Annotated in this window: 30 protein-coding genes and 1 other annotated feature; of the genes, 28 read left to right on the top strand and 2 right to left on the bottom strand. The window is 34.2% G+C overall.

The genetic code is table 11. From position 1 onward, the window contains the following. Positions 1 to 57: 57 nt before the first annotated feature. Positions 58 to 858, bottom strand: coding sequence for an ATP-grasp domain-containing protein (locus ACTSKG_RS01365; protein WP_464756369.1), 801 nt, complete (start codon positions 856 to 858; stop codon positions 58 to 60). Continuing rightward, a complete protein-coding gene (locus tag ACTSKG_RS01370) occupies positions 855 to 1,733 on the bottom strand; it encodes an ATP-grasp domain-containing protein (RefSeq protein WP_464756370.1) in 879 nt (292 codons plus the stop codon). Before ACTSKG_RS01370 ends, ACTSKG_RS01365 begins: the two co-directional genes overlap by 4 nt. 87 nt (positions 1,734 to 1,820) lie before the next feature. Here ACTSKG_RS01370 and ACTSKG_RS01375 point away from each other — a divergent pair, with 87 nt between their 5' ends. The 28 genes from ACTSKG_RS01375 to ACTSKG_RS01510 all read left to right on the top strand — a co-directional run bounded on the left by ACTSKG_RS01375 (position 1,821) and on the right by ACTSKG_RS01510 (position 26,291). Continuing rightward, positions 1,821 to 3,044 carry a bifunctional folylpolyglutamate synthase/dihydrofolate synthase gene (locus ACTSKG_RS01375; protein ID WP_464756371.1) on the top strand — a complete coding sequence of 408 codons (1,224 nt, stop codon included), beginning with the start codon at positions 1,821 to 1,823 and terminating at the stop codon, positions 3,042 to 3,044. A gap of 99 nt (positions 3,045 to 3,143) precedes the next feature. Beyond that, positions 3,144 to 4,847 carry a sensor domain-containing diguanylate cyclase gene (locus ACTSKG_RS01380; RefSeq protein WP_464756372.1) on the top strand — a complete coding sequence of 568 codons (1,704 nt, stop codon included), beginning with the start codon at positions 3,144 to 3,146 and terminating at the stop codon, positions 4,845 to 4,847. A 91-nt stretch (positions 4,848 to 4,938) separates the two neighbouring features. Beyond that, positions 4,939 to 5,379: a prepilin-type N-terminal cleavage/methylation domain-containing protein gene (locus ACTSKG_RS01385; RefSeq protein ID WP_464756373.1), complete on the top strand. Its 441-nt coding sequence runs from the start codon at positions 4,939 to 4,941 to the stop codon at positions 5,377 to 5,379. Between the two features lie 3 nt (positions 5,380 to 5,382). Continuing rightward, positions 5,383 to 5,814 carry a PilW family protein gene (locus ACTSKG_RS01390; RefSeq protein WP_464756374.1) on the top strand — a complete coding sequence of 144 codons (432 nt, stop codon included), beginning with the start codon at positions 5,383 to 5,385 and terminating at the stop codon, positions 5,812 to 5,814. Between the two features lie 2 nt (positions 5,815 to 5,816). Continuing rightward, positions 5,817 to 7,466 (top strand): DUF7305 domain-containing protein, encoded by a 1,650-nt coding sequence (locus tag ACTSKG_RS01395; protein WP_464756375.1) that lies wholly within the window; start codon positions 5,817 to 5,819, stop codon positions 7,464 to 7,466. 291 nt (positions 7,467 to 7,757) lie between these two features. Beyond that, on the top strand, positions 7,758 to 9,101 hold the full coding sequence (locus ACTSKG_RS01400; protein ID WP_464756376.1) for a VanW family protein: 1,344 nt from the start codon (positions 7,758 to 7,760) through the stop codon (positions 9,099 to 9,101). A gap of 22 nt (positions 9,102 to 9,123) precedes the next feature. After that, the gene (locus ACTSKG_RS01405) at positions 9,124 to 10,788 is read left to right on the top strand and encodes a GspE/PulE family protein (protein WP_464756377.1); all 1,665 of its coding nucleotides are present in this window, start codon (positions 9,124 to 9,126) and stop codon (positions 10,786 to 10,788) included. Between the two features lie 10 nt (positions 10,789 to 10,798). Further along, positions 10,799 to 11,839 (top strand): type IV pilus twitching motility protein PilT, encoded by a 1,041-nt coding sequence (locus ACTSKG_RS01410; RefSeq protein ID WP_464756378.1) that lies wholly within the window; start codon positions 10,799 to 10,801, stop codon positions 11,837 to 11,839. Then, complete coding sequence (locus tag ACTSKG_RS01415; protein WP_464756379.1) at positions 11,839 to 13,044, top strand: type II secretion system F family protein; 1,206 nt, start codon at positions 11,839 to 11,841, stop codon at positions 13,042 to 13,044. Before ACTSKG_RS01410 ends, ACTSKG_RS01415 begins: the two co-directional genes overlap by 1 nt. 30 nt (positions 13,045 to 13,074) lie before the next feature. Further along, positions 13,075 to 13,572 carry a prepilin-type N-terminal cleavage/methylation domain-containing protein gene (locus tag ACTSKG_RS01420; RefSeq protein WP_464756381.1) on the top strand — a complete coding sequence of 166 codons (498 nt, stop codon included), beginning with the start codon at positions 13,075 to 13,077 and terminating at the stop codon, positions 13,570 to 13,572. A gap of 140 nt (positions 13,573 to 13,712) precedes the next feature. After that, positions 13,713 to 14,681, top strand: coding sequence for a type IV pilus biogenesis protein PilM (gene pilM / locus ACTSKG_RS01425; RefSeq protein ID WP_464756382.1), 969 nt, complete (start codon positions 13,713 to 13,715; stop codon positions 14,679 to 14,681). Positions 14,682 to 14,683: 2 nt separating this feature from the next. After that, positions 14,684 to 15,271 (top strand): hypothetical protein, encoded by a 588-nt coding sequence (locus ACTSKG_RS01430; protein ID WP_464756383.1) that lies wholly within the window; start codon positions 14,684 to 14,686, stop codon positions 15,269 to 15,271. Further along, the gene (locus ACTSKG_RS01435; protein WP_464756384.1) at positions 15,268 to 15,978 is read left to right on the top strand and encodes a hypothetical protein; all 711 of its coding nucleotides are present in this window, start codon (positions 15,268 to 15,270) and stop codon (positions 15,976 to 15,978) included. Before ACTSKG_RS01430 ends, ACTSKG_RS01435 begins: the two co-directional genes overlap by 4 nt. After that, positions 15,975 to 16,730, top strand: a complete 756-nt coding sequence (locus tag ACTSKG_RS01440; protein ID WP_464756385.1) for a prepilin peptidase — start codon at positions 15,975 to 15,977, stop codon at positions 16,728 to 16,730. Before ACTSKG_RS01435 ends, ACTSKG_RS01440 begins: the two co-directional genes overlap by 4 nt. Positions 16,731 to 16,816: 86 nt before the next feature. Then, positions 16,817 to 17,461: a hypothetical protein gene (locus tag ACTSKG_RS01445; protein WP_464756386.1), complete on the top strand. Its 645-nt coding sequence runs from the start codon at positions 16,817 to 16,819 to the stop codon at positions 17,459 to 17,461. A gap of 94 nt (positions 17,462 to 17,555) precedes the next feature. Next, a complete protein-coding gene (locus ACTSKG_RS01450; protein WP_464756387.1) occupies positions 17,556 to 18,158 on the top strand; it encodes a Maf family protein in 603 nt (200 codons plus the stop codon). Next, a complete protein-coding gene (radC, locus tag ACTSKG_RS01455) occupies positions 18,155 to 18,853 on the top strand; it encodes a RadC family protein (RefSeq protein ID WP_464756388.1) in 699 nt (232 codons plus the stop codon). The genes ACTSKG_RS01450 and radC overlap by 4 nt, the downstream gene beginning before the upstream one ends. Before the next feature lie 95 nt (positions 18,854 to 18,948). Continuing rightward, a complete protein-coding gene (locus tag ACTSKG_RS01460) occupies positions 18,949 to 19,968 on the top strand; it encodes a rod shape-determining protein (RefSeq protein ID WP_464756389.1) in 1,020 nt (339 codons plus the stop codon). Positions 19,969 to 19,981: 13 nt separating this feature from the next. Then, positions 19,982 to 20,884: a rod shape-determining protein MreC gene (gene mreC / locus ACTSKG_RS01465; RefSeq protein ID WP_464756390.1), complete on the top strand. Its 903-nt coding sequence runs from the start codon at positions 19,982 to 19,984 to the stop codon at positions 20,882 to 20,884. Next, complete coding sequence (mreD, locus tag ACTSKG_RS01470) at positions 20,881 to 21,408, top strand: rod shape-determining protein MreD (RefSeq protein ID WP_464756391.1); 528 nt, start codon at positions 20,881 to 20,883, stop codon at positions 21,406 to 21,408. Before mreC ends, mreD begins: the two co-directional genes overlap by 4 nt. A gap of 34 nt (positions 21,409 to 21,442) precedes the next feature. Further along, positions 21,443 to 22,114, top strand: coding sequence for a septum site-determining protein MinC (gene minC / locus ACTSKG_RS01475; RefSeq protein ID WP_464756392.1), 672 nt, complete (start codon positions 21,443 to 21,445; stop codon positions 22,112 to 22,114). A 1-nt stretch (position 22,115) separates the two neighbouring features. Further along, positions 22,116 to 22,916, top strand: a complete 801-nt coding sequence (gene minD / locus ACTSKG_RS01480) for a septum site-determining protein MinD (RefSeq protein WP_464756393.1) — start codon at positions 22,116 to 22,118, stop codon at positions 22,914 to 22,916. Positions 22,917 to 23,331: 415 nt separating this feature from the next. Beyond that, positions 23,332 to 23,880, top strand: coding sequence for a hypothetical protein (locus tag ACTSKG_RS01485; protein WP_464756394.1), 549 nt, complete (start codon positions 23,332 to 23,334; stop codon positions 23,878 to 23,880). Beyond that, on the top strand, positions 23,870 to 24,466 hold the full coding sequence (locus ACTSKG_RS01490; RefSeq protein WP_464756395.1) for a site-2 protease family protein: 597 nt from the start codon (positions 23,870 to 23,872) through the stop codon (positions 24,464 to 24,466). Before ACTSKG_RS01485 ends, ACTSKG_RS01490 begins: the two co-directional genes overlap by 11 nt. 52 nt (positions 24,467 to 24,518) lie before the next feature. Beyond that, positions 24,519 to 24,598 (top strand) — a sequence feature (ribosomal protein L21 leader region). A gap of 12 nt (positions 24,599 to 24,610) precedes the next feature. After that, positions 24,611 to 24,919: a 50S ribosomal protein L21 gene (gene rplU, locus ACTSKG_RS01495; protein ID WP_464756396.1), complete on the top strand. Its 309-nt coding sequence runs from the start codon at positions 24,611 to 24,613 to the stop codon at positions 24,917 to 24,919. Position 24,920: 1 nt separating this feature from the next. Further along, positions 24,921 to 25,259 (top strand): ribosomal-processing cysteine protease Prp, encoded by a 339-nt coding sequence (locus tag ACTSKG_RS01500; protein WP_464756397.1) that lies wholly within the window; start codon positions 24,921 to 24,923, stop codon positions 25,257 to 25,259. Positions 25,260 to 25,271: 12 nt separating this feature from the next. Beyond that, positions 25,272 to 25,562, top strand: a complete 291-nt coding sequence (rpmA, locus tag ACTSKG_RS01505; protein WP_090564003.1) for a 50S ribosomal protein L27 — start codon at positions 25,272 to 25,274, stop codon at positions 25,560 to 25,562. 192 nt (positions 25,563 to 25,754) lie between these two features. Continuing rightward, the gene (locus ACTSKG_RS01510; protein WP_464756398.1) at positions 25,755 to 26,291 is read left to right on the top strand and encodes a Spo0B domain-containing protein; all 537 of its coding nucleotides are present in this window, start codon (positions 25,755 to 25,757) and stop codon (positions 26,289 to 26,291) included. The last annotated feature ends 3 nt before the right edge of the window (positions 26,292 to 26,294 follow it).

A 26,294-nucleotide genomic window follows, 5' to 3' on the forward strand; every position in this document is an offset into this window, starting at 1 on the left:
TGGAAGCAACTAGAATAAAGCGAAAGCAACCAATAAAAAAAGCTAGAAGAAAGATGATTATCTTTCCTCTAACTTATTATTAATATAATCCATAATAGGGATCGCAATATCTTTTTTTGTTGTAGCATAGTATGACCTTGCACCTACTGGATCTTCAATTTCATTGAACAACCAACTTCCATCTGGCAGTAAAAGAAAGTCGATTCCTATATAATCGCTTTTTAACGCTTTAGCAATTTTTTGGACATCAGCAAGTTGTTGAGAATTTAAAGTATACGCTTCAACTGAGCCACCTAATGTAAAATTCGACTTAAAGCTATTTTCAGCACCAGTTCGTTTAACTGCTCCAATTACTTTTGAACCTAGCATGAATACTCTAACGTCTATTGCATTTGTTTCGATATATGTTTGAACAATAATCGTTTTTGACGAGTGTATTTCGATGAACGCTTTCGCTTGTTCTTCGGTATTTATTAGCTCTACTTGGGTTCCTCCATATCCATCAACTGTTTTTAACACAACTGGATATTCACGAATATCGGAAAATGTACATATTTTTCGTGTTGGAACGCAAGAAATTCCTAAAAGTTGGACAAGTTGAATTGCCTTCCATTTATCATTTGCGATAACATTAACTTCTGCACGATTAAACATTCGAATATTAAGTTCTTCTAATCTTTTCGATAGCTCCGGATTTCTAGCTCTAAAAAAAACGAAATCAGCATCTGGAATAGTAGAGCATTGATCATCTATTACAGTAAGTGTATGACCGTATCTTTCAGCGGCTATAATTAGCCTATCTATAAAACTTCTATTTCTCTCTATTTCTTTTAACTGGTAAATTAATAAGCCTCTCATATCACAACTGTACCAACCTTGGAAAGTATATAACTAATCATAGCATCTCCTACATTAATACCGGTAACATTAAAAATATTACGTATATGTGCAACGCCATTCACTTCACAAACTAGTGGCTCTTCGTTTTCACCAAACAATAAATCGACACCCGCAAATTCAGCATTTAATGCTTTAGCAGCTAATATAGCAACTTCTTTTTGTCTTTCTGTTAGAATAATAGGGGAAGCGGTTCCTCCATTTGTAATATTCGCACGAAAATCTGTATCAGAATGTCGGTGCATACATGCAACTACTTGTCCTCCGACAACATTTACTCGAATATCACGGCCTCTACTAGACTCAATATACTCCTGAAAAACATACTCTTTTCCATTCAATTCCTCAACTTTATCGAAAAACTGTTTTTTAGTTTCGATTAAATATACTTTCATACCAAATGATCCATGTGCTTCTTTAATAATCAGTGGTAGATGAAGTGTTTCTAATACTTGTTCATAATAACCACTATGCTGAATTGTAAAATTAGAATACACCTTAGGAGCAATAATTGTTTTTGGCATAGGAACATGAGCCTTTGCCAAAGTCATGTATTGCCGTGCTTTATTATCGCAAATTTCTATAACATCTGGATCATTAAAAACAGGAATACCTTCATTTTTCAAAAACTTTGCTAATAATATATCCTTATCTAAAAACACAACAAAGTCAGGTTTTGAGTGTAATCCGTATTGGACGTCCATTAAAAGCTCATAGTTTTTTACTAATATTGCTTCTATTCCTTGATTATTGGCTGCTACTTGAAGGAGGCGAGCTTGATCGATAAATTTTTCATCCGTAAGACTACCGTTGTATACAATCCAACATGTTTGCATAATGATTGACCTCCGCTAATGCGTGATATAATAGTATTCACAAGAAGTTTAGCACGAATTTAATCTAGAAGGAATAGGGTGGAGTAAGTGGAAATAACAAATTTTAATTTATATAAAAAAAAGTGGGAGATAGATAGTGAAACAATTATAAAACCGGGCTTAGAATCTATTCAAAAAGCATTAGATAAACTAGGAAACCCACAAAACAAAAAGCGTGTAATTCATGTGGCAGGAACGAATGGTAAAGGCTCGACCATTGCATTTTTAAGTGCAATAGCAAAAGAACATAGAATAACTTTTGGGACATTTACATCACCATGTATCGTGGATATACATGATCAAATCCAATTAAACGGCCAAAATGTTACATCTGAACAAATTGATAGAGCGTTTCAAAAGATGAAACAAGTTGGACTAAGTGGTATGTTAACAGATTTTGAGTTATTGACAGTAGTAGCTTATTTAGTTTTTGAAGAAGAAGCGTTAGATGTTATTTTCGTTGAAGCGGGTATGGGTGGAAGATTTGATAGTACTAATGTAATGAAAGAATCTATTGCTATTATACCGAGTATCTCGATTGATCATACGAATTTCTTAGGAGACACAATCGAGAAAATAAGTTGGCATAAAGCAGGAGTTTTGAAAGAGAATGGCAAATTAATTATAGGGCGATTTATCGACGAAGCGAGAAATATATTTATCCAGGAAGCGAAAGAAAAAAAGGCTACAATTATTGAATATAAAAAGGATTTTAAAGTAAATAACCATACATATACATATGGTGATATCCAATTTCCACACTTACTGCCAAGCATGATCGGCAATCATCAAATGTCTAATATGGCATTAGCTATAACAGCACTAATAGAAAGTGGGTATATTTTAGAGCAAAATAATATTCTAAAGGCAGTTGCACAAGCAAATTTACCTGGAAGAATGGAGAAGATAGGAGAAAACGTTTATTTTGATGGGGCACACAATAAAGCAAGTATTGATGCATTAGTAGAAACGATAAAAAACTTTTTTCCAAATAAAAGAATACATTTTATAGTAGGAGTTTTAAAAGATAAAGATTATCGGTATATGTTAAGAAAGTTAGAGGAAGTTGGTAGTTCTTTTGAGTTTGTAAATTTTAAACACGAAAGGGCTCTTCTTGCTACGGAATTGTATGAATATAGCGAATCTTGCGAAAAGAGTGTTACTAAAGATGGAGAGAAAATTGATATTATGAAAAATTCAAGTGAACGCATTACTATTATCACGGGTTCTTTGTATTTTATCTCAGAAATTAGAAGAAAAACAGTAAAATAGTATTTGAACTTTTCTTAATATTAAGTGTTACAATTTAAGAATAATAGATAATAAGCTAATAGTAATAGAAAATAATGCTAAGAGGAGATTAATAGTCCTATGAATTATACACAAAAAGCAAAAAAAATAATGGTTTTAATATGGCTATTATGTGTGCCATTGGGTACAGTGCTGTCATTTTTAAATTCACCAACTCATCCCTCGGACTGGGAGCATTATGGTTACTTTTTACTTTTAGCATTATTATCAAGCATATTTCCCTTCTTTATCGCAGGGTCAACAATTGTTTTAGTATTATGGGTTAATTTGGCTATTTTTTTGAATTATGGAATTTTAGCTGAACTTATTTCTATGCAATTGTGTATGTTTCCAATTATTTATCATATGAAGATCAATCGAGAAACGGTATATAAATATTTTTTCAATTCTTTTATGTTTTTTAGTCTTTCTGTTTTATGTGGTTCACTCGTCATGGCCTTAGGTTATGAAATTGGAAATTTAAACTTGAAAGATGTAGTTTTATATGGTTCTATTTATGCGATTTCATATATTTTATTTAACCATGTAATTTTATATATTCGTGAATATGTATGCGGTTTCAATCCGATTCTTTTAACAAAAGATTTTTACTGGGAAGTTTCTTGCTTATTAATGACACTACCATTTGGAATAAGCTTATATCTTTTTGAAAGCTCTATTGGTACCACCGCATTATGGTTATTAGGAATACCATTGATATCAATTACCTTACTCATCCGAATGTATAGTAATTCGGAAAAAGTGAATGCCGATCTGAACAAAGCAAGTGAGTTTGGGTATCAGTTGGCAGAACGAATGACCGGTAAAGAAATTTTGGACATGTTTTTAGAACGTTTATCGAATATGTTTCCATTAGATAGTGGTTATATTGTCGATAATGTGGATGATGAGTTTTTCATTTTACGCGCAATGGAAGATGGTGTGAATAAAGAAATTCAATGCTCGCATGAAGATATTAAAAATAGTCTTGCTGGTATTTGTTTTGAAAAAGGGATACCTGTTTTATATAAAAAACAGTCTGAATGGAATTATATGATGCCACCATTTTTAGCAAATGATATGCAAAGCGTAATGTGTGTACCGATTTATCGTAACCAAAGAATAGAAGGAGTACTGATATTAGCTGCTAGAGAGAAACATGCATTTGAACCTTATCAGTTGAAAATTGTCCATCTATTATGCTCTTATTTTGGGGTATCGCTGGAAAAAGCAAGATATATGAAAGAAGCCGTTGAAAAAAGTGAGATTTGTGAATTGACGAAAATTCATAACTACCGTTATTTGGACAAGCAATTGGAAATGGATATGAAAAAAATAGAGGAAGGTAAGTATCATTCGGTCTCTTTAATCATGCTAGATATCGACAAATTCAAAATGGTAAACGATACGTATGGACACCAAAGTGGAAATTTAATTTTGCAGAAATTCGCAGAGATTATAAATCAAGAAATTGGATCCAGCGGAACAGTTGCTAGATATGGAGGCGAGGAGTTTGTTATTCTTCTCCCAAACTATTCAAAATTACAAGCAATTTCCATAGCAGAACAACTTCGTAGAAAAATAGAGCAAACGCCATTTATTGTCCAATTAGACTTAGATGAAATTTCTCGGGATGAAATTATTTTTATAACTGCTAGTATTGGTGTTGCCTCCGCTCCAGAGGATAGTGAAGAAGGGAAATCATTACTTCGAAACGCCGATCGCGCATTGTACATTGGAGCAAAGCAGGCTGGTAGGAATAGGGTTGCGGAATATGTTAAATAAATGTTATTGTGAATTAAAACCAATTAGATAATGCTAATTGGTTTTTTTTATACTCGAATATGCAACCATAGAAAAAAGGAATGAAAATGATATGAAATTAAATGCTCGCTTAAATACAAAGGGTTTAACTCTTATTGAAATACTAGTATCTATAATTTTAATTACCATAATTATATCTGCTTTTTTTTCATTATTTATACAGTCTGCTAGAACCGGTAAAACTACAGAAGAAGTAGTGGATGCAACCTACATAGCACAAGCTGAGATGGAAAAAATATATGAGATTAGTAGAACTGGAGATTTCAACTATGGTATAGATGAAATAGTAAAGAATTTAAGCTATAAGCAACTTACTTCTACTAATCCAGATCAACATATATTTACAAAAACGATAAATGGATTATATGTACAGTTAAAATTAAAGAGGCATTCTTATCCTAAAATGTCTTACCTAATAATAGAAGTTTTTGAGCAGGAAAATGGGACACGGCCTAGGGCTAAAATGGAAACGATTTTAGAATGGGGGTCATAAATCTTGCGGAAACATTGGAATACTGAAAAAGGTATCACGCTCGTTGAACTTCTTGCAGCTATAGTGCTTGCTAGTATAGTGATGCTGTTAGTTTATAATGTTTTGATGGCGGGTACCAAACAATACAAAAACCAACTCGAAAAAAACAATCAATTAACGGAAATCTCCTATGCTTTAAAAATGATTACAAAAGATATAAGAAAAACAGAAAAACCTAAAATAATTAATAGTAGTCAAATAGAGCTGAATGGTGTTAATTATTCAAAAGATGGTAATACAATTACTAGAAATGGTGTTGTCGTTGCTAGTTCCATTCAACGTTTTCAAGTGACAGGTAATAATATTAAATGGGTTATCGAAATAGAGAGTTCTAATCAAACAGGAATAAAAAAGACTGAAAAAACCGAAATCTATCTAAGAAAAGGGGATGATTAAGTTTGAAGTTAAAAAGTTTAAAAAAAGCCCACCACTTAAATGCAAAAGGGTTTACACTTTTAGGTGTATTGATGGTATTAGTTCTCTTTAGTGTTGTAGGTGGAAGTATACTAATGGTAACTAGTAATAGTTTAAAATTTTCTGGAAATGAACGCACAGATCAATCCACTTTTTATATTGCTGAAGCAGGTATTGTTCTTACTAGAAAAGATATAGAGGATAAATTGCAAAAGGCATACGAAGATGCATACCAAAAAACGAGAGAAGACTATAAAAAAGCACAAGATGAATATTATAGACGCCCTTTAAAAGATCAAACAGGGTTTAAGTTTGATTTTGCAACCACATTAGAAAATTACTATTTAGCAAAGGTAAAAATAGAGTTACCAAAATCATGGATAGTAAAATCTGATAGTAAGGAGTTTAAAGATAGATTCACTTTTGAAAAGAACTACAATGAAGATGATGTTCTAACCGATCAAATTGCAACTGTAACCATTGCTAGAGAAAAGGAAACTAGTGATGCATTTGAATATAAAATAACTTCGGTCGGTACAATCGGCAACAAAGAACGAACCGTTAAACAAAAACTAATCGTCAATTTAAAAGTTGGGAATCTAGGTGACCCTGGAACTCCAGAAACACCGGGAACACCGGGAACTCCAGGACAAGTAGGAGGCCTAGTGGAAGGCTTACCTGAAAATACAGCTATAGTAGTGAAAAATGAAATAAAAATCAAAAGTTCAACTGTTACCGGAAATATTGCGACATTGAAACAAGGTTCTGGAAGTATAGTGGTTGACTGGGGAACTCCTAATATTAGTGGTTCTTTTTATGTACCAAGTGGTTCGGAAAAGAGTGCGTTAAAAAAACCAGCAGAAATGGGATTTTCTACTAAAGTAAATGGGGCAAAGATAGGAACCATACCAAACTTACCTACCTTTCCAGCTCCACCTAATTATAATTCCCTAAGTGACATTATATCCCCTGGGGACGGAACTTCTTCCTTGAAAGTGCAAAATAATAGCTCAATAGGAAATTTGAAGGTATCAGGTAGTCATGTATTAACTTTAGATATTGGAGATACCGATAAAGAACTTGTATTAAATAATTTAGAAATTAGTGGTGCTGCACAGATTGTTATTAAAGGTTCTGGGAAGTTAACTTTACATGTAAAAAATAACTTTTACGTTACAGGAAGCGGTAAATTTAATGTTCTATCATCTAATAAAAACACAGAAATCTTTTACTCAGGAAATGAAGTGTTAGGAAAAAATTTTGGTGGAGGAGCTGAAATATATGCATCTATATATGCCAAAACAGCAAATGTAGATATCTCTTCTAGTACAAAGGTAAATGGAAATATCCTTTCTGGTGGCAACTCATTTATAGTGCGCGGTGAGGGAAATGTTGGTCCTTCTTTATACTTTGCTCCGAATGCACATTTTGAAGTTAGGAACAGCGGAAAAGTCACAGGAACAATTATTGGTAATTCAATTAGTATGGAAGGGGAAGGATTAGTAAAGTTTGGGGAGCCACAATATAATACGTGGGTTCCTGCGATTCCTGGCACTCCAAGTAAGCCTGGAACTCCTCCAACAAAGTCCGACAACCCGAATTTAACAAAAAGAGAGCCTTTGATTGAAATCTAGTCTTGTCATCTTGGAAAGTCTCATTTGTTAACACATAAGATTCCATTCATTCTTCTAGAATGGAATAAAATCTTTGAGTAAAGTGAATATTTCTTGCAAAGTAATGAAATAAATTTTATTTTTGTAAAAAATCTAGTTTTATAGTCTTATTTTTGTTTAGCGAATTTTTATATTAAATATATGATTGTGAAATAAGTCATATACAGTGAAGGGAGCAATATTGTATTATAATTACAATAAACATTATACTCGGATTAAATAAAATAGAAAAAGTTGATCGGAGGATTGATGATGAAAATACTTAAAAAAAGTATTAGTCTAGTATGTTTAATTACTCTCTTTATCTATTTATTGTTATCAGAAAATAATATTGCTTTTTTAACTGTAGACGCCGAATCTGGCGGATCCACTATAGGTGGAGTACAAATAGAAGATTTAGATAAAAAAGAAATAACTAAACGATTGGAAATAGCAGTTGCAAATTGGAAGGAAAACAATGATTTGGAGATTGTCGGTGAAGGAGTACATACGCCTATAGATACTGCATATTTTAATTTTGATGTAGAAGCTTCTGTAAATCAATACTACATTAACTCTCAAAAGCCTTGGTTTGCTTTTTGGAAAAAAGATTCAATTGTACATATACCTCTTCAATTTACAATAGAACCTGCATTAATAGAATTAATCGAAGAAAATTCAAAATTAAATAAAGAAGAGACGCTTGAAAACATTAAGACTCAAGTCGGGCTGTTATCAACAGAACCTATTGACGCTGTATTCGAAGATATATCAGCTTTAGAATCAGAACGTATTGCTTTTGAAGTGGGAGAAGTATCAATTAACACGGTAGGTTTATCGGAAGTTATTACAGCGTTGAATGAACAGGTTATTTCTACAGGTGAGGTCTTTTCTTTTTTAGATAAAACAAAGGATATAAGTAGTTTATATAGCGATGAAACTGCTGATTTTATTTCTTCATTGTTGTACAGCGTTATACTTAAAACTGATTATGAAATTGTGGAACGGTACTCCCAAGGAGTTATTCCATCTTATTTAGAGCCGGGGATAGAAGCAGATATTGACCTAAAATCGAAGAAAGATCTAAAATTTGTGAATAACAATAATCCAGCTGTATTAAAAGTGAGTTTAAAAGATTCTAACTTGTTAGTAGAATTGTATTCTCTTCCAACTGAGACAATAGGTAAGTATGAGGTTCGTAATACTCAAGTCGTTAATCCGAGAACAATCTACCGCTATTCCTCTGACTTAAAACCGGGTGAGGAAAATCTTATTCAAGAAGGAATTCCTGGATTAAGAGTATCCGTTTATCGCATTGTTTCGGATAAGAAAGGACCTTATGAAAAAGAAGAGCTTGTTAGTCAGGACTACTATTCTCCAACTCATCGAATAGTATTAAAATCTTCCTTAACATCTGAAGCTACTTTAACGAAAGATCCTGACCTGGAGGTTGATTTAAATGGAGACGGTTTGTCTGATATGGATGAAAAAGAATCTAATAACAATCCGAACGCGGAAGAAGATACCGAGAATTCATCCTTAAAAGATGATTCAGATAAGTTACCAGAGGGTAGCTATTATGATAAAGCAGGAAATATTATTACTCCGAATAATTAACTATTAAGAAAGGGGGATCTTAGTGAAAACCAATGCACGCAAACTTTTAGGAGATTTACTAGTAGAATCAGGTGTTATAGGAGATGAGCAACTAGAATATGCATTAACCCATAAAAATAAAGAGGAAAAACTAGGGGATTTTTTAATAAGCGAAAACCTAATCACGGAACAGCAACTAATTGAAGTATTAGAGTTTCAACTAGGGATTCCCCATGTAAACTTAAATCAATATTCAATAGACTCGGAACTTATACAATTAGTACCAAAAGAATTGGCAAAGCGAACAAATATTATGCCACTTAGAAAAAATAAAAACAAGCTCTTAATTGCAATGGCTGATCCAATGGATTATTTCGCTATCGAAGAAGTACGTATGGCTACAGGCTGTCAAATTGAGACAAGTATTGCCGCAAAAGATGATTTATATCGTACCATTACTAAATATTATGATTTGCAAGAATCCATGGATCAAGCTTTGATTGACATGACACCTACAGAAATTGAAAATGATAATCAAATTACAGATGAAGATTCACCTATAGTTCGATTAGTGAATCAGATAATTGTAAATGGCGTGGCACAACGTTCGAGTGATATCCATTTTGACCCGCAAGAGACAGAATTGAAGGTTAGGTATCGTATAGATGGTATGCTAAAAACGGAACGTGCATTACCAAAATATATGCAAAATGTGATTTTGGCACGTATTAAAATTATGGGAAATCTCAATATTACTGAAAATAGAATACCACAAGATGGACGTATTAAAATAACGGTAAATATGAAAGCGATAGATATTCGACTTTCTACACTCCCGACAATTTATGGGGAAAAAGTTGTTATGCGTATTCTAGATATGGGGAATGCGTTAAATGATTTAAATAAATTAGGTTTTAATGATAAAAACTTAATGGCTTTTAATAAAATGATCGGACATCCAAATGGAATTGTCTTACTTACAGGGCCAACAGGATCCGGTAAATCTTCTACTCTATATGCAGCTTTAAACAAACTCAATAATGAAAATGTCAATATCATAACAGTGGAAGACCCAGTTGAGTATCAATTGGAAGGTATTAATCAAATTCAAGTACGCGAAGAGGTAGAACTGACTTTTGCAGTTGGTCTCCGGTCCATATTGCGACAAGATCCGGACATTGTAATGGTGGGAGAGATACGAGATTTAGAAACTGCACAAATAGCTGTGAGAGCGTCTTTAACTGGACATTTGGTGTTAAGTACACTTCATACAAATAGTGCGGTAGAGTCTGTTTCGAGATTAAGAGACATGGGTATTGAACCATTTTTGCTATCTTCTTCATTGGTAGGAATAGTGGCCCAGCGTTTAGTAAGAAAAGTATGTAGAGATTGTGGAGAATATAGAGAACCAAATGAACGTGAAAATGAGATTTTCTCTGAACATGGAATGTCAGTGGAAAAGATACAGCGGGGAAAAGGTTGTCCAGCCTGTAATAAGACTGGATATCGCGGAAGAATTGCTATTCACGAAGTATTAATAGTAGATGATTTTGTTAAAAATATTATATTAACAGGAAAAAACCCGTCTCATTTGAGAGATCATATGAAAGATACTGGCTATTTGAGTTTACTAGAAGATGGACTGTTGAAAGTAAGAGAAGGGCTGACGACAACAGAAGAAGTGCTTCGTGTAGCTACAGTTAACTGAGGTGAGTTATATGGAATTCAATATCATTCAATTATTAGAGAAAACCTTTAATGATAAGGCTTCTGATCTTCATCTCACAGTAGGGGTAACGCCAGTTTTTCGTGTAAACGGAAAGCTAAAATCCTATGGTGATTATATATTAAAAGAAACGGATACGAAAAGAATGTTAGAGGAGTTGTTATCTCCTGCAAACATAAACGAGTTTGAATTAAAAGGGGAAATCGATTTTAGTTACGCTTTGCCTGAACTTTGTCGCTTCCGTATCAATGCATATCATCAACAAAACAATGTAGCTATTGCTATAAGAATGATTGAATCCAAAATTCCATCTATTGAAGATTTAGGTATGCCGAATATTCTTTATACACTTGCGGATAAACCGCAAGGGCTTATTTTAGTAACAGGTCCCACAGGTTCTGGGAAATCTACTACCCTAGCTTCTATGATAGATTACATTAATTCGACTACATCCAAGCATATTATTACGTTGGAAGACCCAATCGAATATGTGCATACACATAAAAAGTCTATTATCAATCAAAGAGAAGTGGGCTCCGATACCCAAAGTTTTTCTAATGGACTAAGAGCAGCACTACGACAAGATCCAGATGTGATTCTTGTAGGAGAGATGCGAGATTTGGAAACAATCTCTACAGCAATTACAGCTGCTGAGACAGGGCATTTAGTAATGGCGACTCTTCATACTAGCAGTGCACCTACTACAATTGATCGGATAATTGATGTGTTTCCGCCTCATCAGCAAGGTCAAATAAGAATACAGTTGGCTAATGTTCTGCAAGGAATTGTTTCGCAACGTTTATTTATTAGAAAAGATGATAAAGGTCGTGTCGCTGCAACGGAAATTCTTATGCAAACACCATCTACAGCTAATCTTATTCGCAATGAAAAAGTTCATCAAATTCAGAATGTGATGCAAACGAGTCGAGCTCTTGGTATGCATACATTGGAAACATCTATTCAACAATTAGTTTCAACTGGCAAGATTTCTTTAGATACTGCAAGACCTTATATGAATGTTGGTGACTACTAATGGTGGTCTATAAATATTCAGGGAGAACCTCTAGGGGAACTGTAAAAAAGGGGATTGTGGACGCTACTAATAAACAAATGGCTATTTCTAAATTACGTACCCAAGGCATTAACCCTCGGGAAATTGAAGAGTCCAAGAGTATTCTTCATAAAGAATTGTCTTTAGGTGGTAAAGTGCGTAATCAGGATTTTGTCATATACAGTAGGCAATTTGCCACTCTCATCAGGGCTGGGATATCTATTTTAGAATCTACTAAAATTTTAGCAGAGCAAACTTCTAGTAAACCATTAAAAAAGGGTCTGCAAGCAGTAGAAGAGGATGTTCGATCAGGTCTGTCTTTTTCAGATGCTACTGCTAAAAATCCAAAAGTGTTCCCTGCTTTATTTGTGAATATGATTAGGGCTGGGGAAGCTACCGGTAATCTGGATGATGCTCTAGAACGATTAGCATTCTCTTATGAAAAAGAGTTTAATTTGAAGAAAAAAGTTCAGTCTACTCTGGCTTATCCTGTCGTCTTATTATTTCTGACGATAGTAGTCTCTGTATTTTTGATGCTAACGATTGTACCTCAATTTGTTTCGATGTTTGAAGATATGGGAGCAGAATTACCAACCATCACGAAGGTAGTGATGGGGTTGAGCGAATCACTACAGTCTTCCTGGTATATATACACGATTCTTATCTTAATAGTAGTTATTGTTTTGAACTTTCTATATAAGAAAAATGAACAATTCAATTATTCCATTCATTTATTGCTTCTAAAAGTACCTGTGTTTGGAAAGTTGCTACAAAAGTCTGCAATTGCTAGGATGACTCGAACACTTTCTTCACTTTTCAGCAGTTCAGTGCCTATTTTACAAGCATTAACGATTGTTGAAAAAGTGATAGGAAATCCAGTTGTTGCTAAAGTTGTACGAGAATCACGGACAAGTCTTGAACAAGGGAGTACGCTATCAGCACCGCTTGCAAGAAGCTGGATTTTCCCTCCTTTGGTTACCCAAATGACTTCGATAGGAGAATCCACAGGTTCACTAGATTACATGCTTGAAAAAATAGCAGATTTTTACGAGGATGATGTCGATCGTACGGTTGATACGCTAAAGTCGTTAATAGAACCCCTGATGATTGTTTTTTTGGCTACCATCGTTGGAACAATTGTAATGGCGATAATGATACCAATGTTTAGTATGTATGAACAAATCTAGTTTTCCCCATTTGAAGGAGGTGAAAAATTCATGAACGTAGAAATGAATGAAATTAATGAAACTTCAAATAAAGGAGCCAATAAAATGAAAAAAATGAAACAATTATTAAAAAACCAAAAAGGTTTAACGCTTATTGAACTTTTAGCGGTAATCGTAATACTTGCAATTGTAGCTGCAATTGCAGTTCCAGCAATCGGAAACATTATTGAAAATAGTAAATATAATGCAGTGAAAGCGGATGCTACTAATGTTTTAAGTGCAGCACAGTTATATTATACTGATGGTCCAAAGGATGGAGATCCCAACCCGATTACAGTAGCAAAATTAATTGAATATAACTATTTAGAATCACCTGGTAGTATACCGACCGATGCAACAGTTGCAAAAGCTAGTCCTAGTACTATAACTACTTCAAAGATTCCTTACTCAAATGGGAAAAACGTTACTTTTACTAGTGCAACCCTTAAAATGATTAATGATGATAAACAAAAAGGTAGTGACCCGAACGATAAAACTATTACTAAATAGTAATGTAATAAGCTAGAATTTTGATTTTTTCTACAGCAGCCCACAGCTGCTGTAGTCTGTTAGTTTTATCTTTGAGGAAATGAATACTTCATTTCCTGAACCATAAAACTAAATTACAGCTATACATAGGGGAGAAGAATATGTTTAAAAAGAAACCAAAGCGCTATGTGGCTTTAGATCTAAATGAATATATGGTAAGAGCAATAGTGATGTCTGGAGCTGATATTGAGCAAGCTTCTGTTTATGAGTATCCTTTAAGTATAGACATCTTTGAAGGAGATATATTAGAAGATGAGATGGCGCTTTATGAAACGATGAAAACACTCATACAAGAGTGGGGTATCAAGCGTTATGATGTTCGCTTCTTTGTGCCAGACAGTACAGTTATGATGAAAACGTTTGAACATCCATCCGATGTGACCTCTGCTAAGTTGAAGGGGTATGTGGAGATGGAGTTGGGGCGAACCATTCATTTGCCTTTCTCTCAACCACTTATAGATGTTTATGATTTCAATCCTGGTGATGGGGAGGCGGTTTTGTTTGCTGCACCTTCTGAAGAAGTAAACAAAATAGCTGGCTTATTAGACGATTTACATCTGCATCCAATTACTGCAGATGTAAGATCGTTAGCAACGATTCGCTTTTTAGAGAAGACAATTGGTTTGGAAGAAAAAAAGAGTTATTTAATTACAGAATGGTCCATCTCTGGGGTTTCTATTAGCATTTATACGGGAGGAAAAGTAGAATTTCTTCGCTATCAATCAATTGATACTTTTAAAGAAAAGTGGCAAAGTAAAGACAATAATAATGAGATCAGGTTTATTTATGATGGAGAACTGGAAGAATACCGAACACAATTAATAGATCAAATTGCTGAGATAGATCGAATCCTTAATTTTTATCGTTTCTCTTTATATAAGGGAGAAAGAGCGGTAGACGAGATAATTACTTTAGGGGATTCTCAAGAAATGGACTATATTGCTTCTGAGATGAAGGCGAATTTTGCTACACCAGTTAGATATGTAGATGATTCTCAAGTACAGGTATATCACCCAAATTTAAAATCTAAGCATATTCCACTCATTGGACTTGTATACAGGGAGGCATAAAGATGGTTCCAGAAATAAATTTATTGCCTAAAATGGAACGACAGAAGTCCAATTCTATTTTAATTATTGGTATTGGTTTAATGTTATTTGTCACAATACTTTTGTTTTTGTTAATTCAATATTTTTCTGTGAAAAGGGATATAGAGACCCTTACTGCAGAAGAGACATATTCGGCCGCGGAGAGAGAAGACTTAACACAACTAGTAGATGGTTTAAATATGTCCGGGCAGGATAATCTACAGGCCTCTGTGACTTTTGCTGATCGTGTTTCCAAACCGGTAAGTCCATTGTTAATAGAAGTGAACTCACTGATGGAGGAACATACATATTTACGTCAATATGAATTTATAGAACAAACTATCAAAATCACTTTAGATGTAGAAACGATGCAGAGTTTGTCTATATTCATTGATAAATTATTAAATAGTAATTATTTTGCGGATGTGAAAGTGGAGAGTGTAACGAATTTTGATCTTTCGAACTCTGCTGAGAGTATGGAAAAGAAGTTTGATATTATCCCCCGTTACTCAGCTATATTAAATTTAGATATTGATCCATCCTATTTGGAAAATGGAGGTGTCACTCCATGAACGAATTAGTTAGTAATAAAAAAACAGCTGCTATACTAATTGCTGCTCTTGTGATCGTTTTGTTAGGTGCAGTTTACTATTTTTTGATACTACCTCTAAAAAACGAAAAGGCGTCTAAGGAAATAAATGTAGAGGTTTTACAGGGGGAAGTTGCTGCTTTAAAGGAAGAATATTCTTCTTCTCAATTGCAGGAAGATTCGACAGAGAATACATTCTATTTAAAAACGCAAGTTCCATTGACTCGTGAATTAAATGAACTTATCCGTTCAATGGAAGAAGTGGAATTACTCAGTGATTCTAAAATTGTTTCTGTTGAGTTTAATAATTATGACGGAACGATAGAGGATGCTCAGTTATTACCTAAGACAACCTTGGAAAATGGGGAGACTGAATCACAAAATAATAATGATACAACGGATGAAACGTCTGAAGCATCGCCCGTATCACCTGTCGCTGAAATAGGTCTTCCAGAAAAATTAAAATTAATCACATTTAACATTTCTATTTTGACAAAAAATTATGAACAACTTGTTTTGTTTGTTGAAGAAATAGAGAATTTAAAACGTATCTACCGTGTTGATCAGATTACAATGTTAGCACCAGGAGAGGATCAGTTATTAAACGGGGAAATAGATGATGATATAGCTGCTACAATTCAATTGACCACATTCTATTATGATGAAAAAAATAATGGAGAATTAAAATGACTATTCTTTATACGGTATTATTTTTCTTGTACGGCCTAATTTTCGGTTCCTTCTTCAACGTAGTAGGATTACGAGTGCCGAAAGGAGAGTCTATTGTAAAACCTCCTTCCCATTGCACTGTCTGTGAACGAAATTTGACGATTCTCGATTTAGTGCCGGTATTTTCTTATCTCTTTTTAAAAGGGAAATGCAGAGGTTGTGGAACGAAAATTCATTGGATGTATCCAGTGATGGAGCTTACAACGGGCGTATTATTTGCATTTGCTTTTGTTCAACTTGGGTTTTCAAAGGAATTAATTGTAGCAATCTTATTTATTTCGTTGCTTGTAATTATTACGATATCGGATATCGCTTATATGCTAATACCGGATAAGATTCTTTTATTCTTCGTAATTCCTTTAATTGCAATGAGAATTTTATCGCCTTTAACTCCTTGGTGGGACAGTATTTTAGGAGCGGTAACAGGATTTGGTTTGTTATTTTTAATCGCAGTATTGTCGAAAGGTGGAATGGGTGGCGGAGATATTAAACTATTTTTTGTCATCGGTATTGTGTTAGGTGTTACGGAGACGGTAGTAACCCTCTTTTTGGCGTCTTTCATTGGTGCTATTGTTGGAGTAATTCTTTTGAAAAAAGCTAAGAAAGGACGTAAAACTCCGATACCATTTGGACCTTCAATTGCTGTAGCTGCAATTATTTCTTATTTTTTCGGCAGTATGCTTGTCGATTGGTATGTGAATTTGTTCTTTTAACTCGATAACTTTTGTGGACGAGCCGACATAGGTCTCGTCTTTTTTTATTATCTACATGTTAAGGTTGTGGAAAAAGAGGTGAATTTATGCCAATTAGAAGACGGAATTCGAGAAATAAAGTAATTTTAGCGGGTTTACAAGGCTTAATAATAGGGGTAGTTGGAGTATTACTCTTCGGATTTATTTTAAACTTATCAAATGTAAAAAAAGAAGAAGAGGCAGAACAGGTTGGACAAGTTTCTACACCTCCTAATGCGGAAGGAAAAAAAGATAAAATAGAAGTAAGTGCTGATTTGGCGCTTCCTTTTAAAGCTAAACAATATGGTGTGTTTACAACAAAAGAGAGTGCAATTGCATTTATCAGTGAGCAACCAAGCCTTCAAAAGGCAAGCATTGTCAATGTAAATAATCAATTCTATGTGTGGAGTAAATTGTTTGTTGATGAGGTAAGTACTTCAGATAGTGAAAATCTGCAAACTTTCATTAAACCATTATATATTTCTACAAAGGGTTGTGAAGATCCGAAAATGAAAAAAATTATCAACGTATTACAAGAAGAAAAACTATCAAAAAATTATTTTAATACACTTGCTAAAAAAGAAGAATATCCTGAAGATTTGATGAGTATAGTAGCCGCTATATCAACGTTTTCAGAAGATCCTGCCGTTATTAGATTGCTTGTTTTGACTCATTATTTAGAACAAAATAATTGCTTAAAATTGAATTTTTGATGTAAATATAGGAGTGAAATGAAATTGTAATGTTTTTATACACAATTTCCATTTTTGCTTATCTTTTGTATCCTATTGTAAAGGGGGAATTAAGATGAAACTTATTACAGACAAAAAAATAATTTTAGCAAGTGAGTCACCTAGAAGAAAAGAACTTTTTAGTAGTTTAGGAATTCCTTTCGAAGTACAACCATCCAGTGTAATCGAAGAGTTAGGTGGTCTCTATACTCCAGAGGAGATGGCTATCGGTATTGCGGATCTAAAGGCTTCCACCATTGCCCATAGAAATCCCAATGCCATAGTAATAGCCGCTGATACAACTGTTTGGTTAGGTAGTGAGTTATTATCCAAGCCTAAAAATAATGAGCAAGCCAAAAAGTTTCTAAGATTACTTTCTGGAAAAGTCCATAATGTCATTACAGGTGTTTCTATTTTAGGTCAAGATATTAGTATTGCTTTTGCGGAATCTACTTTAGTGAAATTTTATGAGCTTTCCAATGAGGAAATCGATGCTTATGTCGAAACTGGTGATTCCTTAGATAAAGCAGGAGGGTATGGAATTCAAACGATGGGGGGACTATTCGTTGAAAAAGTTCAAGGAGATTATAATAATGTGGTCGGTCTTCCTATAAGTCGTTTGTATAGAACTCTGCTAAATTTAGGTGTAATAGAATTTGCTAAGGAGAAATCCAAATGACCGTGAATTTGCCACCTTCTTTAATGATTCGTGACGTTCATTTAGCAGATCGTCCTCGTGAAAGATTGATAAGACAAGGTGCTGAAAGCTTGTCCAACCAAGAACTGATTGCTATCTTGCTTCGTACTGGTACGAAGCAAGAGTCTGTTCTTCATCTCGCTAATCGTGTCCTCACCTTTTTTGAACAAATTCAAGAATTAAAAAATGCGACTCTAGAAGAAATGATGTCTGTGAAAGGCATCGGGGAAGCAAAAGCCGTTCACCTTTTAGCTGCGGTTGAACTTGGGAGAAGATTATCCCAGCAACAAACAGATGATAAGTTTACAATTAGATCTCCAAAAGACGCCGCAACTTATTTAATGCCCGATATGACTTCTTTAAAACAAGAACATTTTGTTACGCTTTTTTTAAACGTAAAGAATCAGATACTTCACAAACAAACTATTTTTATCGGATCTCTCAATGCATCCATTGTTCACCCACGAGAAATCTTCCGCGAAGCAGTGAAACGTTCAGCGGCTTCTATAATTTGCGCACATAACCATCCTTCCGGAAATCCCGCACCTTCACCCGAAGATATTGATGTAACCAAACGATTATTAGAAGCAGGACAACTTATGGGGATTGAATTATTAGATCATGTCATCATTGGAGATCATCAATTTATCAGTTTAAAAGAAAAGGGGTACATGTGACACTGTGCATTTTCCGTTCTATCCGTTATAATGTGAGTTATGACTTTAAATTAACATAGAGAAACTTGCGTTTGATGGAAAGGGAGTAAAAAATAGTGTTTGGATTTGGATCAAGAGATGTAGGTATCGATTTAGGAACAGCGAATACGCTGGTTTTTATTAAAGGTAAAGGTATTGTATTAAGAGAACCGTCTGTAGTTGCTAAAAACGTGCAGAATAGAACTATCGTTGCGGTTGGTAATGATGCAAAAAATATGATTGGACGTACACCTGGTTCTATTGTAGCAATTCGTCCAATGAAAGATGGCGTAATCGCTGACTTTGATACAACTTCAGCTATGATAGAATATTATTTAAAAAATGCGATGAAAGCGGCAGGTATGTCATGGAGCAAGCCGAATGTGATGATTTGTGTTCCATTTGGAATTACCTCTGTAGAGCAGCGGGCAGTAATTGACGCTGCAAAACAAGCTGGGGCCCGTGATGCAATAACAATAGAGGAACCATTTGCAGCTGCAATCGGAGCAAATTTACCTGTGTGGGAACCTACTGGTAGTATGGTCGTTGATATAGGTGGAGGTACGACAGAAGTAGCGGTAATTTCACTTGGGGGAATTGTAACGAGTGAATCCGTCCGAGTTGGCGGCGATGCAATGGACCAAGCGATTACTAGCTATGTTCGTAAAAAATATAATTTAACAATTGGTGAACGTACTGCAGAAGCAATTAAAATTGAAATTGGATCTGCAAGAGTAATGGATACGGAAGATCAGATGGATATTCGTGGTAGAGATTTAGTAACTGGCTTGCCAAAAACAATTGAAATCTCTTCTAAAGAAATTGCCAATGCACTTCGTGAATCTATTTCTGCCATTATTGATGGTGTAAAGAAAACACTTGAGCAAACACCTCCCGAATTATCTGCGGATGTAATGGAACGTGGAATTATGCTAACGGGTGGTGGAGCACTTCTTAAGAATTTAGATAAAGTAATTAGTTACCAAACGAATATGCCGGTATTTATTGCAGAAAATCCATTAGATTGTGTAGCTTTCGGAACAGGGAAAGCACTTGATCATATGGAATTATTAAAAAGACAACAAACGAGAAATTAAGGAGTAGTGAGGTATGCCACAGTTTTTTTCAAATAAGCGATTAATATTGCTGCTTGTAGGAATGATATTTCTTGTGGCACTCATCAGCTTTTCGTTACGAGATAGAAATCATGCATCAGTACCTGAACAATTAATTAAAGACGTGGTCGGCTTTGGACAATCCATTTTTTCGAAGCCGACACAGTACGTTACTGGTGTTTTTAATAATGTTGAATCATTACTTAATACATATGATGAAAATAAACGATTAAAAGCTAGATTAGAAGATTATGCTACCTTACAAGCAGATGTGAATGATTTAGAAATAGAAAATAATGAATTACGTAAAATTATAGATAAAAAAGAAAATCTTCGTGCATTTAATCCAATTCAATCTACTGTTATTGCTAGAAATCCAGATCAATGGGAAGAGAAGATTATTATTGATAGAGGAAAAATTCATGGGGTAAAAGTAAATATGGCTGTTATGACTTCGCAAGGTTTAATCGGGAAAGTTATATTAACAACTCCATATACATCTACCGTTGAACTTTTATCAACTCAAAATCCTAATTACCGAGTGTCCGCAGTAATTTCAGACAAAGAAGAAGTTTTTGGACTAATTGAAGGTTATGATGAAAAACGGAAAGAACTGATATTAAAGAGAATTGATTCCGAGTTTGAAGTTAAAAAAGGTCAAAAAGTCACTACTTCTGGTCTAGGTGGAATTTTTCCAAAAGGTATCCTAATCGGTGAAGTTACAGAAGTGACAACAGATGATTACGGCTTGACTAAGCTTGCTTATGTAAAACCAGCTGTTAATTTCTCCATTTTAGACCATGTAATTATATCGCAACGTAATATTGCTCCTGTAGATGGAACAGATGGAAACAATACGGAGAGTGACTTAACTCAAGATGATGGTGATGGATTATGATCCGTTTTTTAGTAATTATCATTTCGGTTCTATTATTTTATATGGAACCGATTTTTGGACTTTTTTCTCCTATTGAGCTTAATAGTGATTTCTATGTTTTAGTGCCACGTTTTTTAATCATATATTTAATATTTGTCGCTATCTACTATGATCGGAAACGTGCAATAATTTATGCAGTGTTTTTTGGACTCTTGTATGATGTGTTTTTCATTGATATTATTGGTTTATATTCTTTTATTTATCCATTAATGTGTTTAGTTGCTAGTTTTATTGTTAAATATGTTCATCAGCATTTACTTGTTGCTACTATTTTGACACTTATTTTAGTGGCGGCAGTAGAGTTATTATTATTTTTGTTTTATACTTTTATTGGTATTAAAAGCATGACTTTTACAGATTTTTTACAACATAATCTCCTTCCAACTATGATTGCTAACTTTATCTTTATCGTGATGTTTGGATGGCTCTTTAAATATATTCTTCTAAATCGATTTAAACAAAAAACATTATTGCTTCAAAAATAATGTTACGTTAAACGGTGGATCTGAGGTGACTTGATTGACAAAAAAGCAGTTAATATCTATTAAAGGAACGAAAGAGGGCCTTGTATTACGCCTAGACGATCAGTGTTCATATGCAGAGCTTTTAGAAGAATTAGCTAAAAAGGTTTCTGACGAGGGTTTTGAAGGTCAAGCTGAGGTTCTTTTACAATTAGGAAATCGATATTGTAATGATGAACAAGCGAAAGAAATTATCAACTGTGTGCAGCAAACTGCACATCTTCGAGTATCAAAAATTCAAAGTGAAGTAATGACAGTCGAAGAATGCAATAAAAGATTGTTAGAAAATCAATCAGAGACTTACGTAGGTATAGTTCGATCTGGACAAGTTATAACCGCTTTAGGTGACTTAGTTGTGATCGGCGATGTTAATCCTAATGGAAGAGTTGTCGCTGGTGGTAATGTATTTGTATTAGGAAGACTAAAAGGAATAGCACATGCTGGTTCTAATGGTAAAAGAGATGCCGTAATTGCAGCATCATGGTTAGAGGCTACTCATTTGATAATTGATAATGTAGTAGAAACAATGACGGATGAGTTAAGTATATTATCCGAGCATCCAGAAATGGAATGCGCATATTTACATACTAATGGATTTATTGCAATTGATCGTTTGCAAGAGCTTCGATTAATAAGACCGAATCTATCGACATTTAAAGGAGGAAGCTAATGTGGGAGAAGCAATCGTAATAACTTCTGGGAAAGGTGGAGTCGGTAAAACGACGACAACTGCAAACCTTGGAACTGCATTGGCTCTTCAAGGTAAAAAAGTTTGTTTAATGGATACTGATATCGGTTTAAGAAACTTAGACGTTGTTCTAGGGCTTGAAAATAGAATCATTTATGATCTTGTAGATGTCATTGAAGGCCGTTGTAAAGTTCATCAAGCATTAGTGAAGGACAAGCGTTTTGAGAATAAATTATTTTTATTACCCGCTGCCCAAACAACCGATAAAAATGCAGTTAATCCAGAGCAAATGAAAGACCTTGTGACCGAGTTAAAAAGGGACTATGATTATGTATTAATTGACTGTCCTGCGGGAATTGAGCAGGGATATAAAAATGCAGTTGCTGGTGCAGACAAGGCAATTGTGGTGACAACTCCTGAAATTTCAGCAGTTCGTGATGCAGATCGTATAATTGGGTTATTGGAGCAGGAGGAAACGATTGATCCACCAAAATTAATTATTAATCGCATACGTCAACATCTTATGAACAAAGGCGAAGCGCTAGATATTAATGAAATTACAACTCATTTATCGATTGATCTATTGGGAATTGTAGCAGATGACGAAAGTGTTATCACATCATCAAATAGAGGTGAACCCGTTGTCATGGATCCATCTAATAGAGCTGCATTAGGGTACCGTAACATTGCCCGTCGTATTTTAGGTGAGTCTGTACCATTAATGTCAATGGACATGCCTAAAAAAGGTGTTATGTCTAAAATCAAATCTATCTTTTCAAAATAAATTCTAGCCGACTACCAAAATATTTGGTAGTCTTTTTTTAAAAAGATAAGAAACTACCATAGCTCACGCAAAATTATATGAAATTGATATACTAGTAATTCAGTGTTTATTTATTCTTAAAGAAGCGCTGAGCGGACGAAATTGCATCTTCGTCCGCTTTTTAAAAGAATAGGAAAGTATCTATTCTCTCATTAACCAAATTTAATGCATTATGTCTCTACCACAAGATTATCAAAAAATGGATCGTGAAGAGCGACGCAGTCACCACGATCCAAAACTTTTATGTTAATAGTGTAGCCAATGTTTTGTCCAAAGCACTCTAGAAATAGACAAGATGCACTTAAAAGGACGCTTGCGCTATTTTTTATTCATGAAATTGCCCCCTATTTCATATATATCTAAGAGGGGGAATGTTATGTTTTCTAAAAAAAAATGGATGTTTGCATTTGTATTCGTAATGCTATTCTTTATGTTGTATAAATTTGAAAATAATGATGTATTATCGACTAGTTATTCCACATCACTTCTAGAACCTCAAAAACCAAGTGACATATACAAGAGAGTAGTTTCTTGGTTCACAAAATCGGAAGATCTCATTAATGTTAGCGCACCTATAACGTCACCTCCTTTAATCGAGTATAAATCGATACAGCCTTTTGAGGATGGTGCAATTTTATCAATTGAAGATTCACAAGATCTGTATGCTTCTGAAAATGGATTGATAATATTTACTGGTTATACTAAAAAAACCGGAAAGACTCTTTCTATCCTGTATGACACTGGAGAAACAGCAACGTTTGGATTTGTTAAAGAGTTTCATCAATTACCATACACAACTATAAATGCAGGAGATGCTTTTGCGTCTGCGGACAATGAGATTCTTTATATTAAAGTAGAAAAGGATAAGAAAACTTTAGACACGAATGAACTAGTCGGATGGCTAGCGGAAACGTATGACCAATAAAATCTTTAAAGTACATCCCATTATGATTCCTTTTTTTTTATTTTTTTATTTATCTGGTGAGATTGCTATTTACTCCATTGTGTTTGGATCTCTATTATTTCATGAATTTGGGCATTTAATAGCAGCAAAGCTGATAGGTATAAGAGTAAATTCATGTACGATTTTACCGTATGGTGGAGAGATAAAGATGGAGCAATTTTCCAGTCGAACAAAAAGACAACAACTTTTAGTTATTTTATTTGGTCCGTTCTTTACTTTTCTATTATTAGTCTTTTTTCATTTTGTCAACTTGCCACAAAAAAATATAATGGTGGTTACGCAGCTAATAATTTTATTCTTAAACTTACTTCCTGTATATCCATTAGACGGGGGACGAGCTTTAATGGTATTTATTCCAGATAAATACGTTGAGGTGATTGTTTTCTCTCTTACCTTTAGCTTTATAATATTCGGTGTGAGTTTGTACTACTTTCCAAAGGCACTCTCTGTAACAATTATCTTCTTATTTTTAGTTTTACAAAATTATTCTTATTGGAGATTTAGAAAGTACAAGCTAGCATTCGATTTTATAACGAAAAATGCTTGACTATATTAATCCAGATGTGATAATATTCTAATGTTAATGTTTGTAGCAGCACCCGTTGCTACAACCGCTCTGAAAAGGTAAAAGTATTCGAGTAATCGAGTCACCTTTTGGAAGGCGAGTCTTAGTCTAAGAGGAGGTGCAAGTATGTACGCAATTATTGAAACTGGTGGTAAACAAATCAAAGTTGAACAAGGGCAAGAAATCTACATTGAAAAATTAGATGCAAATGCTGATGAAGTTGTAACTTTTGACAAAGTTTTATTCGTAGGTGGAGATGATGTTAAAGTTGGTGCTCCATTCGTGGAAGGTGCTAAAGTTACAGCGAAAGTTGTAAAAAACGGCAAAGCTAAAAAAATCATCGTTTTCAAATACAAAGCTAAAAAGAACTACCATAAAAAACAAGGTCATCGTCAACCATACACTAAATTAGTAGTAGAATCTATTAGTTTATAAGATGATTAAAGTGACTGTAACAAAAGATCAATCAGATCTAATTCATTCATTTGAAATGAAAGGACATGCTAATTTTGCGGATTATGGAAATGATTTAGTATGTGCAGGTGCTTCTGCTGTATCATTTGGTGCAGTTAATGCCATCATTGCTCTTACAGAAATTACACCTATTATTAAGCAAAAAGGTGACGGAGGCTATTTATACGTCGAAGTGCCACCAAGCATATCAAATCCAGAAAAAGCTGCTCACATGCAGTTAATTCTTGAAACGATGGTTGTTTCTTTACAAACGATTGAGCAAGAATACGATAAGTATATAAAAATTACCTTCAAAAAGTAGGAGGTGGAACATATGTTAAAATTAAATCTTCAGTTTTTCGCATCCAAAAAGGGAGTAGGTTCGACTCGTAACGGTCGTGACTCTCAATCAAAACGTCTTGGCGCTAAACGTGCTGATGGACAATTTGTATCAGGCGGATCAATCTTATACCGTCAACGCGGTACTAAAATTCATCCGGGTGAAAACGTTGGACGTGGTGGAGATGACACACTTTTTGCGAAAGTTGACGGTGTAGTGCGCTTTGAGCGTTTCGGCCGCGACAAGAAAAAAGTAAGTGTATATCCTGTAGCTCAAGAGGCTTAATCTAAAAACAAAAGGACTGCATTTATGCAGTCCTTTTTCTTTTCTCTTGAAAAGTAAAGAAAATAAAATTTATACATGAGTTTACTTTTAAAGACATCAGCTTCAGTGTTTTTCTTATTTCTCTCAAGAAAAATAAAGCTATACCTGTTATACTTGAGTAAGGACAGCTTAATATGGAGCGTGTATACGATTATGGACTCTAAACAAATATCAATTAATGAAGTGTTGCGTCACACGATGCATGATTTTTTAAATAATCTACATTTGATTCAAATGAATATAGATATGGATAGACTCGAAGAGGCGAAAAATCTGATTCACACATACTCAAATAAATGCACACAATTTTTTGATGTGAATAATACTGGCCTAAATAATACAAATGAATGGCTACAAACATTCAGTATAGCTTACAATAAGATGTCGTTAGATGTACAAACAACTCTTCTTAAAAGAGGAGCAGAACGATATGATATGTCGTTAAAAGAATACTTAGAACGATTCATTAATACTATTTATCCATTGCTTAAAGGTTATCAGGAACAAATATTAAAAGTTCATCTATTGTCAAATGATTTTCTAGAAATTCACGTGGAATTAGTAGGAGAATGGACACCATATAAATGGATTGAAGAATCTTCTTTTAATGGGCTATTGCACGTAGAAAAAGAAATAAACACAGAATCCCGAATTAAATTTAAACTAATTGCAAGTGAGAGATTGGAGTGAAAT

This window comes from Psychrobacillus syltrankelensis (assembly GCF_055454035.1).